We start from the raw sequence: 14,773 nt of genomic DNA, 5'->3' as shown, positions 1-14,773 counted from the left end.
GTGAAGCCCTTCCGGATGTGCCCTTCCTCGCTGTGAAGGTGTCGTCCACGGTTCCCTGGAGGTCTCGCCCGATGGCCCAGTCGGTGGGTATCAAGGACGTCGCCCGCGCCGCCGGAGTCTCGGTGGGCACGGTCTCCAACGTCATCAACCGCCCGGACACGGTCGCCGGCGAGACCCGGGCGCGGGTGCAGTCGGCGATCGACCGGCTCGGCTACGTCCGCAGCGAGTCCGCGCGTCAGCTGCGCGCCGGCCGCAGCCGGATCATGGGCCTGCTCGTCCTCGACATGGGCAACCCCTTCTTCGTGGACGTGGCCCGGGGCGCCGAGCGGGCGGCTCGGCAGGCCGGGGTCGGTGTGATGGTCTGCAACAGCGCCCAGAACGCCGGTGAGGAGGCCGACTACCTGGCGCTCTTCGCCGAACAGCGGGTGCGCGGCGTCCTGCTCACCCCGGCGGACGCGACCGGCCGCAACATCGAGACCTTCCGGCGGCACGGCATCCCCTTCGTGCTGGTCGACCGGGTCGCGGAGGGCACCACCGAGTGCTCGGTCAGCGTCGACGACGTGGCGGGCGGCGCGCTCGCGGTCCGTCATCTCGTCGACGCGGGGCATCGGTCCATCGCCTACGTCAGCGGGCCGCCCGGGCTCAACCAGGTCCGCGACCGGCGCACCGGCGCCCTGAACGCACTCGCCGAGGCGGGCCTCGGGCCCGACGCACTGCGCGAGCTGCCGACGGAGCGTCTCGACGTCGCGGCGGGGCGGGACGCGGGGGCCCGGCTGCTCGGTCTCGCCGACCGGCCCACCGCCGTGTTCTGCGCCAACGACCTGCTCGCCCTCGGTGTCCTGCAGGCCATGTACGCGGCAGGCGTGGTCGTCCCGGACGACCTGGCGATCGTCGGCTACGACGACATCGAGTTCGCCGCCGCGGCCGCCGTGCCGCTGACCTCGGTACGCCAGCCGGCCGTGACCATGGGCGCCATGGCCGCCGACCTGCTCCTGGAGGAGACCGAGGAGCGCGAGGGGCAGGCGGCGCACGAGCACCGCCGGGTGGTGCTCCAGCCGGAACTGGTGGTGCGCCGCTCCAGCCTCGCCGCCCGCTGATCGGTTATTCAGTAACGATTTCATGATCCCGGGGGCGGCCGGGCCCCGGACGTGTGCTGAACTGGGTCGCGACCATCCGTCCGTCACGGGAGAAACGTTGAGCCTCAGCTACCGCCAGCCCGGCGTCGTCCTCACCGACCGCCACTTCACCGTCCCTCTGGACCACGCGGACCCGGACGGCGAGACCATCGAGCTGTACGGCCGGGAGGCGGTCGCGAGCGACAAGGCGGACGAGGAACTGCCCTGGCTGCTCTATCTGCAGGGCGGCCCGGGATTCGGGGCGAATCGTTTCGTCGGACGGCAGGCCTGGCTCGACCGGGCCCTGCGGGAGTACCGCGTGCTGCTCCTCGACCAGCGCGGCACCGGCCGTTCCACTCCGGTCAACCGGCAGACGCTGCCGCTGCGCGGCGGCCCCGCCGCCCAGGCCGACCACCTGGCCCGCTTCCGTGCCGACTCGATCGTCCGGGACTGCGAGGCGATCCGTCCGCAGCTCACCGGCGGCGCCCCCTGGACCACCCTCGGCCAGAGCTTCGGCGGCTTCTGCACGGTGACCTACCTGTCGTTCTTCCCGGAAGGTCTCAGCACCTCCCTCATCACCGGCGGCCTGCCGTCCCTGGACGCGCACGCCGACGACGTCTACCGGGCCGCCTACCCGCGCATCGAACGCAAGGTCACCGCGCACTACGACCGCTACCCGATGGACGTCGAGCGGGTCCGGCGGATCGCCGAGCACCTCCTCGACCACCAGGTGGTCCTGCCGAACGGCTACCGGCTCACCGTCGAGGCCTTCCAGTCCCTCGGCCTGATGCTGGGCATGAGCGACGGCAGCCACCGCCTGCACTTCCTGCTGGAGGACGCCTTCGTCCGCACCCCGGCCGGCTCCGAACTCTCCGACGCCTTCCAGGAGCAGGCCCAGGCCCTGCTGTCGTACGCGAGCAACCCGCTGTACGCCCTCGTCCACGAGCCGGTCTACGGCCAGGACACCCGCCCCACCGCGTGGGCGGCCGAGCGGGTGCGCGCCGAGTTCCCGCAGTTCGACGCGGCCAAGGCGCTCGCCGACGACGCCCCGGTGCTGTTCACCGGTGAGACGGTCCACCCCTGGGTGTTCGAGACCGACCCGTCCCTGCGCCCGCTGCGCGAGACCGCCGAACTGCTCGCCGCCCGCACCGACTGGCAGCCGCTGTACGACCCGGCGCGGCTCGCCGTCAACGAGGTCCCGGTCGCCGCCGCCGTCTACCACGACGACATGTACGTCGATGCCGGGCACTCGCTGCGGACCGCCCGGGCCGTCCGGGGCCTGCGCACCTGGGTCACCGACGAATTCGAGCACGACGGACTGCGCGCCGGCGCCCCGCGGGTCCTGGACCGGCTCCTCGCGCTCGCCCGCGACGAGGTCTGACGCCCGCGAAGGAGAACGCGGACAGGGGGTGTCCGCACCTCCTGGTAGGAAAGGGCGCGGGGGAGCACGCCCGGCCATCGCCGCGCGCCCCCGGCCGACGAACGGGGAGACGGATGAACGACACGGAACTGCTGGCCCGCCGCTTCCAGGAGCACCGCGACCGACTGCGCGCGGTGGCCTACCGGATGCTCGGCTCGCTCGCCGAGGCCGAGGACGCGGTCCAGGAGGCCTGGCTCAAGCTCGGCCGCACCGACGCGGACGAGATCCGCAATCTCGGCGGCTGGCTGACCACGGTGGTCGGCCGGGTCTGCCTCGACATGCTGCGCTCCCGCACGGCCCGGCGCGAGCAGCCGATCGACGAGACGTTCGTCCCGGACCCGGTGGTCAGGCCACTGTCGGTGGTCGACCCCGAGCAGGAGGCGATCGAGGCGGACTCCGTCGGGCTCGCCCTGCTGATCGTCCTGGAGACGCTGGAGCCCGCCGAGCGGCTGGCGTTCGTGCTGCACGACATGTTCGCGGTGCCCTTCGACGACATCGCGCCGATCGTGGAACGCGGTTCGGCGGCGACCCGGCAACTGGCCAGCCGGGCCCGCCGCCGGGTGCAGGGGGCCACTCCGTCGGCCGACCCCGACCTCGGCCGACAGCGCCAGGCACTGGAAGCCTTCCTCGCCGCCTCCCGGGGCGGTGACTTCGAGGCGCTGGTCGCGGTGCTCCACCCCGATGTGGTGCTGCGGGTGGACTCGGGCGCGCTGGTGCGGGGCGCGGCCGCCTCCAAGGTGCTGCGCGGCGCCCGGTCGGTGGCCGAAGGGGCGTTCACCTTCCGGCAGTTCTCGGTCTGGTCGCGGCTCGTGCTCGTCAACGGCACGGTCGGCGTGGTCACCATGCCAGAGGGACGCCCGCTCTCGGTCATGGCGGTCACCGTCGCCGACGGCCGGATCACCGAGATGTACATCCTCGCCGACCCGGCGCGGCTCGAACACCTGGACCTGCCCGCCCAGGAGATGTGATCCACGTCCCACCCGGCGGCGGGATGTCACACTCGCCGCCGCCGGGCCCCTCCCAGATGCAGGACCAGTCGAACGACTGCACCGGATGCGCTCCCAGGCCACCGGTGGAGTCGTCCGCAGGAGACTGCAGGAGAGGGGAAGACACGTGAAACTCGTCGTATTCGGGGCGAACGGACCGACCGGGCGGCAGGTCACCGCGCAGGCGATCGCCCAAGGGCACACGGTCACCGCGGTCACCCGCCACCCCGAGGAGTTCCCGCTCGGCGACGCGCGGCTCCGGGTGGCCGGCGCGGACGTGCTCGACCCCGTCGCGGTGGAACGCGCCGTGGCCGGGCAGGACGCGGTGATCTCCACACTCGGGGTGCCCTACAGCCGAAAACCCGTCACGGTGTACTCGGAGGGCATCACCCGCATCACGCAGGCCATGACGAAGCACGGCGTCCGGCGCCTGGTCTGTGTGAGTTCGACCGTGCTCTTCGGCGTGGCGGCACCCGGCGAGACCTTCCTCTTCCGGAAGGTGGTCGAACCGTCCATCGCCCGCACCGTCGGGCGCACCGTGTACGAGGACATGCGACGCATGGAGGAGATCGTGCGCGACGGCGATCACCGGTGGACCGTCGTCCGGCCCGCCGGTCTCTTCGACACGGAGGCCGTCAGCTCCTACCAGGTCGCCACCTCGCGCCTGCCGGGCCGGTTCACCTCGCGCGCGGATCTGGGCAACGCGCTGCTGCGTGAGGCGGTCGACGATCGTCATGTGCACGCCTTCGTCGACGTGCGCACCTCGGAAGGCGTTCCGAGCATCCTCGACGTCATCCGGAAAGAGGCCTTCGGGGGCAGGAAGTGAATCCGGAATCGACCGAGCCGCCCGGGGAGGCCGCGCCCATGTCCGAAGACCGTTTCGTCCTGCTGGAGCCGGGTGCCGCCCGGCCCGGGCGGATCCCGCTGCCGCCCGCGTTCGCCGTGAAGGCGACGACCGAGGACACCGAGGGGCGCTTCTCGCTGCTGGAGGTGACCCTGGTCCAGGACATCCCACGGCATGTCCACCGGCACGCGGACGAATGCGTGTACGTGCTGGACGGCGTCCTGGAGATCGAGTTCGACGACCGCAGGCACCGGGCGCCCAAGGGCACGTTCGCGCTGCTCCCGCGTGGCGTCCCGCACGCCCTGAGCGGCGCCTCCGACCCGCCGCCCCGGGTCCTGCAGGTCTCCGCGCCCGGCGGCTGGGAGAGGTATCTGGAGGACCTGATCGAGGCGGGGCCCGCCGTCTTCACCGAGGGGCGGCTGGACCCCGTCAAGGTCAACCCCATAGCGGCCAGGTACGACATCGGCTACGAGGAACAGAGCTGAGCGCGTCGGACAGGAGGGGAACAGGAAGACAGGAGGGCGACCCATGACAGCCGAATCCGAGGAGAGCCCGGCGACGGGCGCAGCGGGACCGACCCGGGAGGTCCCGCCGGGCACGGCGGACCGGCGGGACGGCCCTCCGGACGCCGCGACCCGGCTCTTCGTCGACCACCGCGAGCTGTTGTTCTCCGTCGTCTACAACATGCTCGGCAGCGTCGCCGACACCGAGGACGTGCTCCAGGAGACCTGGCTGTCCTGGTCCGGCAAGAACCGTCGGGGGCCGTTGCCGGAGATCGGCAATCCGCGTGCCTATCTGGTCCGGATCGCGGTGAACCACGCGCTCGCCCGGCGGGCGGCCGTCGCCTCCCGGCGGGAGACGTACGTCGGTCCCTGGCTTCCCGAGCCCCTGGTCACCGATGCCACCGGCGGCCTCGCGCCGGACACCGCCGACCACATGGTCCGCTCCGACACGGTCTCCATGGCGATGCTGGTGGTGCTGGAGACCCTCACCCCGCTGGAACGGGCGGTGTTCGTCCTGCACGAGGTGTTCGGCTATCCCCACACCGAGATCGCCGGCATGCTCGACCGCAGCCCCGCCTCGGTACGCCAGCTCGCCCACCGGGCCCGCGCCCATGTCCACGCCCGCCGCCCCCGCTACCGCGCCCACCCCCGCGTCCGGCGGGAGGCGACCGAGCGGTTCGTCTCGGCCGCCCTCGGCGGGGACCTCCACGCGCTCATGGAGATCCTCGCCCCGGACGTGACGGTCTGGATCGACGGCGGGGGCGTGCGGCAGGCGGCCGGACTGCGCCCGGTGCACGGCCGGGAGAAGGCCGCCCGCATGCTGGCCGGCTACGCCACCCGTCGCGCCGGGGACCTGGACCTCCACTACCGTCGTGTCAACGGCGACGACGCGGCGGTGCTGTTCACGGGTGACTCCCCGTACGCCGTGATGGTCATGGACCTCACCCCGGACGGCGACCAGGTCTCCGGCGTCTACGTGGTCACCAACCCGGCCAAGCTCACCCACGTACGAGCGGACGAGGAGCCGGATCAGTAGCGCGCGGTGCTCTCCAGCAGCGGCGGATAGACCGAACTGGGCACCCCGTCGACGGTGGCGCCCCCGTACTTGAGCATCGCGCCGACCTGGCGGTTGAGGTCGTGGGGGAAGCCGAGGACGGGGGCCGAGACCTCGTCCAGGCGGCCCGTCTGCTCCGGTGTCAGGTGTACGTCGAGGGCGGCGACGTTCGCCTCCAGGTGGCCGAGCGTGCGCGGGCCGATCAGCGTGGAGGTGACACCGGGGCGGTGCTGCACCCAGGACAGCGCCACGGCGGCGGGGCTCGCGCCGGCCTCCTCGGCGACGGCCGCGAGCGCCTCGATCACGGTGAACTGGGCCTCGCTGGGCTGTCCGACGACCGCGGCCCGCCTGGCGTCGGCGGGTGCGGCCCGTCCGCGGCGGTACCTGCCGGACAGATAGCCGTTCTTGAGCGGGCTCCAGGGCAGCAGACCCATCCCCGCGTCCTGGGCGAGCGGGATCAGCTCGCCCTCGATGGTGCGCTCCAGCAACGAGTACTCCATCTGCAGCGCGGTCACCGGCGTCCAGCCGCGCAGCAGCGCCGTGGTGTGGGCCTTGGCCGTGAACCACGCCGAGGTGTCGGAGAAACCGACGTACCGGATCTTGCCGGCCGTCACCAGGTCGTCGAGGGTGCGCAGGGTCTCCTCGACGGGTGTGGCCCAGTCGTGGTTGTGCAGCCAGTACAGGTCGATGTAGTCGGTGCGCAGCCGGCGCAGGGAGTCCTCCAGCTGGCCGACGACCGCCTTGCGGCCCGCGCCGCCGCCGTTGGGGTCGCCGAGGTGCAGGTTGCCGAAGAACTTGGTGGCGAGCACCAGGCGGTCGCGCCGGCCGGGGCGGGCGGCGAGGAAGTCGCCGAGGATCGCCTCCGAGTGGCCGTTGGTGTAGAAGTTGGCGGTGTCGACGAAGTTGCCGCCGAGGTCGAGATAGGTCTGGAGGATCTTCTCCGACTCCTCGACCGAGCAGCCGAAGCCGCCGTCCTCGCCGAAGTTCATCGCGCCGAGGCAGAAGGGGCTCACCTTGAGCCCGGAACGGCCGAGACCGACGTACGAGTCGAGTGCCATGAAATGCTCCCTGGAAGCTGTGTGGGGAATCCGGCCCTTCGAGCCAACCAGCCTGAGCTGCGGGAACGTTAGAGCGATCGCACCGAGGACTTGCACGATCCTGTCGGGTTCCGGGGGCGGACGCGGTCCGGCCGCGCGGAGTCGACGAGGGTGTCCTCCTGCGCCCGGAGCGCGTCCGAGCCGTGGTCCCCAGGTCAGTACGCTGGGCAGATGCCAGAACAGATATCCGAACGCCGGCGGTTGCAAGGGCTGCGCGGGGACTGCGCCCACTGCTTCGGCCTGTGCTGTGTCGCTCTGCCGTTCACCGCCTCGGCCGACTTCGCGGTCAGCAAGCCCGCCGGCAGGCCCTGCCGGAACCTCGGCGGCGACCACCGCTGCGGGATCCACACCGACCTGCGGCAGCGGGGGTTCACGGGCTGCACGGTCTACGACTGCTTCGGCGCCGGGCAACGGGTCTCGCAGGTCACCTTCGGCGGGCAGGACTGGCGGACCGGGACCGAGGAGCACGCCCGCCGGATGTTCGACGCCTTCCCGGTCGTACGGCAGCTGCACGAACTGCTCTGGTACCTCACCGAGGCGCTCGGCCTGCCCGCCGCCCGCCCGGTCCACGGTGAGTTGAGGCAGCTGCTGGAGGCCACCGAGGAACTCACTCTGGGGACGCCCGAGGAACTCGCCGCCCTGGACGTGGCCGCCCACCGGCAGCGGGTCAACGTGCTGCTGCTGCGCACCAGCGAGCTCGCTCGCGCGGACGTGCGGGGCCGGAAGAAGGACCGCCGGGGAGCCGACCTGATGGGTGCCCGGCTCCGGGGCGCCGACCTGCGCGGCGCGAGCCTGCGCGGCGCCTGTCTGATCGCCGCCGACCTCACCGGCGCCGACCTGCGGGACACGGACCTGATCGGTGCCGACCTGCGCGACGCCGATCTCACCGGCGCGGACCTCACGGGTGCGTTCTTCCTGACCCAGCCGCAGGCCGACGCGGCCCGGGGGAGTTCCGGTACCCGGCTGCCGGTGTCAGTCACCCGCCCCGTGCACTGGACAGCCGGCGCCCTCTGAGGCGGGCGTGTCGTCCGGCACGGTCACCGGTGCCGGGGCGGGACGGCGCCGCTCCAGCCGCAGCCGCAGCCCGTCCGGCATCAGCGTCAGCCGTTCGGTCACCCGCAGCCGGTAGCCGGGGTCGGCCTTCAGGTCGTAGCGGCGCAGCAGCAGGCCGAGGACCAGGGTCGCCTCGTGCAGGGCGAACTGGCGGCCGATGCAGGCCCGGGCACCCGTCCCGAACGGCTTGAAGGTGTGCGGGGCCCGGCCGCGCGCCGCCTTCGCCTCGAAGCGGTCCGGGTCGAAGCTCTCGGCGTCCGGTCCCCACACCTCGGGGTCCCGGTGCAGCATCGGGGTCAGCACCAGGGCCCAGGCGCCCCGGCGCATCGGATGGTCCCCGGCGAGCACGGTGTCCTTGCGGGCCTCGCGGGCGAAGGCGGGGGCCGTGGGCCACAGCCGCAGCGACTCGTCGAGGACCCGGCGGACGTACCGGAGCCTGGCGACCTGGTCGTAGGCCGGTGCGGGCGTGTCGCCCCAGACCCGGTCGACCTCGGCGGCGGCCCTGGCGGCGACCTCCGGGTGCAGGGCGAGGTAGTGCAGGGCGAAGGAGAGCGCGCCCGAGGTGGTCTCGTGGCCGGCCACCAGGAAGGTGATCACCTGCCGCCGTACGTTCTCGGCGGACAGCCGCTCCCCGGTCTCCGGGTGGGCCATCTCCAGCATCCGGTCAAGGAGGTCGCCGTCCCCAGGGCCGGTCCTGCGGCGCTCGGCGACCAGGTCGTCGACCGTGCGGTTGAGATGGTCGATGTCGGCCGCGTTGCGCCGCGAGGCCTGCCGCAGCAGCAGCGGGGCCAGCGGCGAGGGCACGCTGTTGAGGCGCTGGGCATAGGTGAGGGTGCCGATCATCGCGGTCACGAAGGGGTGCGGCCGGTCCCGCTCGAACGAGCCGAAGTCGTGCCCGAACCCGGTCCGGGCGATCGTCTCCAGGGTCAGCTTGGTCATGTCCCCGGGCACGTCGACCCAGCGGCCGGCCGCCAGCTCCCGGTCCCAGTGGCCGGTCAGCCGGCCGGCCACCGACAGCATCATCGTGTGATAGCCCTCCATGGCCTCCCGGCTGAAACCCGGGGCCAGGACGTCGTGCGCCAGCTGCCAGTTCGGCTCGTGGTTGTACGCCGTGAACAGGCCGTCCCCGGCGATCGGGCGCAGATTGGCGACCCCCAGGCCCACGTGCTTGGCGAACCGCGACTCGTCGGCCATGTCGGCGGCCAGTTCGGCGCCCCACACGAACACGAACTCGTTGCCGAACGCCCGGCGCCGGAAGATCGGGCCCAGCTGCCCGGCGAAGCGCATCGAGTCCTGGAGCGGCTTGCGCCGGTCGACCCCGAGGACGTCGCCGAGGAGGGGCAGCCGGCGCGGCGGGTGCGGTATTCGGTGCAGCTCGGGCCAGCCCTGCTCGGCGCCCCGGAACCCTTTCGGCAGCGGGCCGTCCGCCCCCGTCGCCGTCTGCGTGGCCGTCTCCGCCATGGCGCGATCTCCCTCGATGCTGCGGCAGGTTGAGCTAGTTGTACGTGGGTTCAATAGGCGGTTTCAGTCTCATCCTGTTGTTGAACCCACGTCAAGTAAAGTGCGGGCATGGTCGCGAACCAGGGTGAGCGCAGCCGCCGCAGACTCAGCACCGCGGAACGACGTGAGCAGCTCCTCTCGGTCGGGGCCAGGCTCTTCTCCGAGAGCCCGTACGACGACGTGTGGATCGAGCAGGTCGCCGAGATCGCGGGTGTCTCCCGGGGCCTGCTGTACCACTATTTTCCGACCAAGCGTGATTTCTTCGCTGCCGTGGTGGAGCGGGAGAGTGAGCGGATGCTGCGGATGACGGCGGCCGAGCCCGGTGTGCCGGCCCGTGCGCAGCTCTCCGAGGGCCTGGACGTCTACCTCGAGTACGTCCACACCCACGCGCACGGCTTCCGCGCCTTCCATCGTGCCGAGGCCTCCGGCGACCAGGCCGTGCGTCGTGTCTACCGGCAGGCCCAGGCCGCCCAGGAGCGCCAGATCCTGGCCGCCCTCGCCGCCGACCCCGAGTTCGGCCCGACTCTGGAGCTGCGCCCCGACACCCGGCTGGCGGTGCGCGGCTGGCTCGCCTTCACCACGCACGTCTGCCTGGAGTGGCTGCGCACCGAGGAGTTGACCCGGGAGCAGGTGCGGGACCTGTGTGCGCGGGCGCTGCTGGGCGTCATCTCCTGAGCGCCGCGGCCCCCTTCCGCGGCTGTCCTCACCTTGTTCCTCACCCTGTTCTTCACGTACGCCACGCACTCCGCGCTTGGCGTACTCCCCGATCTTCGCTAAGTTAGGTGAGGCTTACCTAAGGAGGTTTCGGGATGGGTGACGAACAGGTGGCCTGGGCGGCCGGCCCCGGCGCGGCCGAACAGGCCCGGTCACTGGTGGCCACGGCATGGTCGTGCATGGTGACCGCGGACGGCGGACGCGAGGAGTTCGTCGGCGCGCACGCCGTCGCCGACGACGGCCGGGTGCTGCTGCATGTACCGGAGGACAACCCCCTGCTCGCGGCCGCGATCTGTGCCCCGCGCGGCGAGCCGTCCGCGGTGCTGGAGTTCGCCGACGTCGCGCCCGTCCCGGTGCGCAACCGGATCCGGGCCCGGCTGTGGATGGCCGGCTGGTTGGTGCCCTCCGACGAGCACCTGGTCTTCCAGCCCACCCGTGTGGTGCTGCGCCGGCCCTCCGGCGCGGTCGTCATCGACCTCGACGAGTTCGCCGCGGCGCACCCCGACCCGCTGGCCGGCACCGAGGCCCACCTGCTCACCCACCTCGCCGACGCGCACCCGGACGCCGTCGAGCGGCTCACCAGGCTCGTCGAGCCCGAGAGCCTGCACGCCGCGACCCGCGTCCAGCCCCTCGCCGTGGACCGGCACGGACTCACCCTGCGCATCGAACGCACCCGCGCCCACGGTGACGTACGGCTGGCCTTCCACGCGCCCGCCGACGACGTCGCCCAGCTCACCGAGCGCATGCACGTCCTGCTGACCCAGGCCAGTGCCGCCGCCTCCTGCCCGCGGACGCTACAGAGGCAGCGCGCAGACGGCGACGGGTGACGCGAACGGCTTGCCAGCGAGCCGGAGTTCACCGCTGCGCGGATCGACGGTGAAGACACTCACGGTGCCGGACCGCTGGTCGGCCGCGAACAGCAGCCGGCCGTCCGGCGAGAACGCGATCTGCCGGGGGAAGTCCCCTTCCACCGGCACCGTGTCCAGCAGTCGCAGCCGGGCCCCGTCGGCCTCGACCGCGTACCGCGCGAGCGTGTTGTCACCCCGGTTGGCCAGGTAGGCGTAGCCGCCGTCGGCGGTGACCAGGATCTGGGCCGGGTAGTTGGTGATGGCCGCCCTGCTGCCGGACGACTGGGGTGCGCCGATCGAGAGCCGGCCGGCGGCCGGGTCGTAGCCGCACACCGCGATCGTGTCGTCCACCTCGTTGGCCAGGTACGCGTACCGCCCGCCCGGATGGAAGGTCAGGTGGCGCGGGCCGGCCCCCGGCCTGGTGTGCGCCTGGGCGACCTCGGTGAGCCTGCCCTTCGCGAGGTCCAGGCGGTAGCTGTAGACCGTGTCGGTGCCCAGGTCGACGGCGAGGACATGGCCGCCGTCCGGGCTGGTGATGAACTGGTGGGCGTGCGGGCCCTGTTGACCGGGGCCGGGCGCCGGGCTGGAGTGCGTGACCAGGTCCGTGCGCTCGCCGAGGGCGCCCGTGGCGTCGATCGGGTGGACGGCCACACTGCCCGAGGTGTAGTTGGCGCTGAGCAGCCAGCGGCCGCTGGGGTGCACCGAGAGATGGCAGGGCCCCGCCCCGCCCGTGCTCCGGCTGCCGAGGATCTTCCGGTCCGCCAGGCGTACGGCGGTCACCCCGCCGTCCGTGCGCTCGTTCACCGCGTACAGCGTGCGGCCGTCCGGGTGGACGGCCAGATACGACGGGTCGGCGACGCCGGTGAGTGTGCCGGTGCCGGTGATCCGGCCGCTGTCGGGGGAGTAGGTGGCCAGGCCGATGCCGGTGCCGCCGCCGTCCACGGAGGTGTAGGTGCCGAGGTAGAGCGGGCGCGGGCCCGCGGATGGCCTCGTCGGCGGCTCGGCCGCCGGGCGCGGTGCCGCGTCGCTCTCCTCGAGCGGTGCCGCGGGTGCCGGGACCGCCACCACGGCCGCCGCGCCGGCCATCGCACCGACGAACCGGCGCCTGCTCCAGCCGCCGCGCGTCGCTTCCGTACCACTGCCCATGCCCGCACCTCAGGTCGTCGGTCACCTCGGTCGTCACAGCAACCTTGGCGCGGGCCCCTGGTCAAAAGCAAGACGGGCAACGACCGTTGCACACTCCGCAATGGCTGTCACCAGTCGCCGTCCGCCACCGGCTTGCCGGGCGTGTCCTTCAGCGGGATCACCTGCCCCTGGGACGGCTGCTGCCAGGGCTCCAGGTCGTCGCCGAGCCAGTCGCCGACCGGCTTGACCGTCTCCAGGGCGTCCGTGGGGGCGAGATCCTGGGCGTCCTGGTCGTAGTACTCGTACCAGGGCAGCCCGGCACGGGTGTACGCCGCCCGGTCCACCGGTGACGGCGGCGGCGCCTCGCCCGTGATCCGACGCCACTCCGGGGGCGTGACCAGGTGCACGAAGACCCGCCCGGCAGGGCTCTCGGCCCAGTCCCGCGGCGGCCGGTCGTCCTGGTAGATCTCCTGGCGCATCGAGCCGCCGACCCCGAGGCCCATCCCGGCCGAGCGGGAGCGCGGGGCGGCACCGGGTGCGGGGGCGGCGGCCATCATCGGAAATGCCGCGCCGTAACCGCCGGGCGATCCCGGCGCGGGCGTCCGCTCCCGCCGCAGTCGCTCCCGGCGCCGCCACTCGGCGAGGGGCTCCTCCTTGAGGGCGAAGGACTGGAGCTGCACGCCGCCCCAGACCTCCTCGCCGGTGACCTGCCCCTCCACCGTGGCGCCGAGACCGAGCGGCACCGCCACGAACTGGCGGACCGTGCCCTTCCCGGAGTTGATGCCGTCCAGCCAGGGCTGCCGGGGCAGCGCCAGGTAGTTCTGCGGATCCCGGGACAGCCGGTCGCTCCACGGCTCGCCGGAGACCGCGCACACCTTGCCGACGCCGACCTGGAGGGCGGCCGGCTCCACCGTGCCCGCGAAACTCAGCCACATCGCCTCGCGCAGATACACCGGCAGCATCACCCCGCCACGCGCCCGCCACCCGGCCGGAACCGTGTCCGGATAGTCGCTCACCCGCCGGACCGGGAACTCGCCGAGCCCCGGCGGCAGCGGATGCGTCCCCGTCTCCGGCAGTCGCAGCGTGCGCACGAAGCGCACCGCCACCCCGCCCGGCAACCGCAGCGTGTTTCCGTCGATCCGTACCGCCGTGTCCGTCACCGGCGTTCCCCCTTCTCCGTCCTGGACTGAGAACGCCCCGCACCGTCCGCCCGGTTCCGCTGCAGCCGCTCCGGTACGCCGATCCGCTCCCGCAGCCAGGTCAGCCGGGGCCGCCGGGCGCGCTGCTCGCCGGAGACGCGGTCCAGCTCCTCCAGCAGCCGGCGGGAGCGGTGCTCGGTGTCCATCTCGTCGAGGAGCCGGTTGACCTCAGTCAGGACGGCACCCAGGAGCTGCCAGTTCCGGTCGTCGCCGCGGACCTCGTCCCGGAGCAGCTCGGCGAGCTTGTCGCGGGTGCCGGTCGCGGTGTGCAGCTCGGCGGAGAGCCGGGCCTCGGCCGACTCGGCACTCTCGCTGATACTGGTGGTGACCAGCACCGCGAAGCTCACCACGGCGTCGGCGATCTGGGACAGCAGCTGCTCCACGGCCGCCCCCGCGTCCGAGGCGAACAGCGCCTCGGGTTCGCGGGCCTTGGCCAGGTCGGTGAAGGTGCGGGCCAGCACCCGCAGCACCACCGTGCAGATCTCCAGCGTGTCCAGACCGGTGCGCAGCACCACCCGGTGCAGCAGACCCTCCTTCACTCGCGGATTGAGCCGCAGGCTGTCCTCGGCCTGCCGCAGCGCCGCGTCCACCTCGACGATGGCATGGTCGAGCCGGCGGGCCTCGTGCAGTCGTTCGGCCGCCCGCTGCCAGGGCGTCAGCCCCGACGCCTCCTCGCCCATGCGCAGCATCAACTGCCGCAGCCGGCGGGCCAGGCCCTCGATCGACTCGCCGGCCTCGTCCACCCACACCGGGGGAGGGAGCAGCAGGTTGCAGGCCATGCCGACGACCGCTCCGATCAGCGTCTCCACGATCCGCGCCCAGGCCGTGCTGCTGATGGTGGTGACCCCGAGCACCAGCATGGCGCTGATCGCCACCTCGGGGATGTACTCGTCGACCCGGACCAGGTGCCCCACCGCCAGCGAGGCCACGATCAGCAGCGCCAGGCTCCACCAGGTCAGCCCCACCAGCTGGCTGAAGGCGATGGCGACCAGCACACCGGCCACCACCGCGTTGACCCGGCGGAAACCGTTGGTGAGGGTGGCGTACAAGGTCACCTGCACGACCAGGAGCGCGGTCAGCGGGGCGGTGAGCGGTGCCGGTTCGGGGCTCAGCCGGAGCGCGACGACGTAGGCGATCGTGGCCGCGGCGGCCGACCGCAGCGTCTGGACGACCACCGGGTCCCGATGGCGCCGCAGCAGTTGCGGCAGACCCTTGGCCCACTCCCTTACGTCTTGCATCCCTTGGCCTGTTCCCACTCACGGGTCACGTCGAACGTGTTTTCCGCGGATCACTCGGGCGCCAGTGGCTGGATGAC

Annotated in this window: 14 protein-coding genes; 9 read left to right on the top strand and 5 right to left on the bottom strand. The window is 72.6% G+C overall.

Translation table 11 applies throughout. The features are described from left to right. The first annotated feature begins 71 nt into the window (after nt 1-71). The 6 genes from ACWGJB_RS22565 to sigJ (ACWGJB_RS22540) all read left to right on the top strand — a co-directional run bounded on the left by ACWGJB_RS22565 (nt 72) and on the right by sigJ (ACWGJB_RS22540) (nt 5,904). Nucleotides 72-1,097, top strand: coding sequence for a LacI family DNA-binding transcriptional regulator (locus ACWGJB_RS22565; protein ID WP_360493814.1), 1,026 nt, complete (start codon nt 72-74; stop codon nt 1,095-1,097). Nucleotides 1,098-1,194: 97 nt separating this feature from the next. Further along, entirely contained in the window at nt 1,195-2,496 is a 1,302-nt protein-coding gene (locus ACWGJB_RS22560) for an alpha/beta fold hydrolase (RefSeq protein WP_453381909.1), read from the top strand. Between the two features lie 113 nt (nt 2,497-2,609). Continuing rightward, nucleotides 2,610-3,503, top strand: coding sequence for an RNA polymerase sigma factor SigJ (gene sigJ, locus ACWGJB_RS22555; RefSeq protein WP_453381908.1), 894 nt, complete (start codon nt 2,610-2,612; stop codon nt 3,501-3,503). A 145-nt stretch (nt 3,504-3,648) separates the two neighbouring features. Continuing rightward, the gene (locus ACWGJB_RS22550) at nt 3,649-4,347 is read left to right on the top strand and encodes an NAD(P)-dependent oxidoreductase (RefSeq protein WP_453381907.1); all 699 of its coding nucleotides are present in this window, start codon (nt 3,649-3,651) and stop codon (nt 4,345-4,347) included. Between the two features lie 38 nt (nt 4,348-4,385). Further along, a complete protein-coding gene (locus ACWGJB_RS22545; protein WP_453381906.1) occupies nt 4,386-4,850 on the top strand; it encodes a cupin domain-containing protein in 465 nt (154 codons plus the stop codon). A 43-nt stretch (nt 4,851-4,893) separates the two neighbouring features. Continuing rightward, nucleotides 4,894-5,904: an RNA polymerase sigma factor SigJ gene (sigJ, locus tag ACWGJB_RS22540; protein ID WP_453381905.1), complete on the top strand. Its 1,011-nt coding sequence runs from the start codon at nt 4,894-4,896 to the stop codon at nt 5,902-5,904. On the opposite strand, the gene ACWGJB_RS22535 is transcribed toward sigJ (ACWGJB_RS22540), so the two are convergent. After that, a complete protein-coding gene (locus tag ACWGJB_RS22535) occupies nt 5,898-6,980 on the bottom strand; it encodes an aldo/keto reductase (RefSeq protein ID WP_453381904.1) in 1,083 nt (360 codons plus the stop codon). The two genes, sigJ (ACWGJB_RS22540) and ACWGJB_RS22535, sit on opposite strands and share 7 nt — an antisense overlap. Before the next feature lie 210 nt (nt 6,981-7,190). On the opposite strand from ACWGJB_RS22535, the gene ACWGJB_RS22530 reads away from it, so the two are divergent. Further along, a complete protein-coding gene (locus ACWGJB_RS22530; RefSeq protein WP_453381903.1) occupies nt 7,191-8,033 on the top strand; it encodes a pentapeptide repeat-containing protein in 843 nt (280 codons plus the stop codon). Here the strand turns inward: ACWGJB_RS22530 and ACWGJB_RS22525 are convergent. After that, nucleotides 7,992-9,533 (bottom strand): cytochrome P450, encoded by a 1,542-nt coding sequence (locus tag ACWGJB_RS22525; protein ID WP_453381902.1) that lies wholly within the window; start codon nt 9,531-9,533, stop codon nt 7,992-7,994. The genes ACWGJB_RS22530 and ACWGJB_RS22525 overlap by 42 nt on opposite strands. 108 nt (nt 9,534-9,641) lie before the next feature. On the opposite strand from ACWGJB_RS22525, the gene ACWGJB_RS22520 reads away from it, so the two are divergent. Together ACWGJB_RS22520 and ACWGJB_RS22515 are read left to right on the top strand one after the other, a co-directional pair. Beyond that, nucleotides 9,642-10,247, top strand: a complete 606-nt coding sequence (locus ACWGJB_RS22520) for a TetR/AcrR family transcriptional regulator (protein WP_453381901.1) — start codon at nt 9,642-9,644, stop codon at nt 10,245-10,247. Nucleotides 10,248-10,381: 134 nt separating this feature from the next. After that, nucleotides 10,382-11,113 carry a DUF2470 domain-containing protein gene (locus ACWGJB_RS22515; protein ID WP_453381900.1) on the top strand — a complete coding sequence of 244 codons (732 nt, stop codon included), beginning with the start codon at nt 10,382-10,384 and terminating at the stop codon, nt 11,111-11,113. Here ACWGJB_RS22515 and ACWGJB_RS22510 read toward each other — a convergent pair. The 3 genes from ACWGJB_RS22510 to ACWGJB_RS22500 all read right to left on the bottom strand — a co-directional run bounded on the left by ACWGJB_RS22510 (nt 11,081) and on the right by ACWGJB_RS22500 (nt 14,696). After that, entirely contained in the window at nt 11,081-12,280 is a 1,200-nt protein-coding gene (locus ACWGJB_RS22510) for a lactonase family protein (protein ID WP_453381899.1), read from the bottom strand. The genes ACWGJB_RS22515 and ACWGJB_RS22510 overlap by 33 nt on opposite strands. A gap of 107 nt (nt 12,281-12,387) precedes the next feature. Next, nucleotides 12,388-13,419, bottom strand: a complete 1,032-nt coding sequence (locus ACWGJB_RS22505; protein WP_453381898.1) for a hypothetical protein — start codon at nt 13,417-13,419, stop codon at nt 12,388-12,390. Beyond that, nucleotides 13,416-14,696, bottom strand: coding sequence for an FUSC family protein (locus ACWGJB_RS22500; RefSeq protein WP_453381897.1), 1,281 nt, complete (start codon nt 14,694-14,696; stop codon nt 13,416-13,418). The genes ACWGJB_RS22505 and ACWGJB_RS22500 overlap by 4 nt, the downstream gene beginning before the upstream one ends. Between the last annotated feature and the right edge of the window lie 77 nt (nt 14,697-14,773).

It is taken from the genome of Streptomyces sp. NPDC054813 (assembly GCF_053611365.1).
This window is presented reverse-complemented; position numbering and strand designations above follow the sequence as displayed.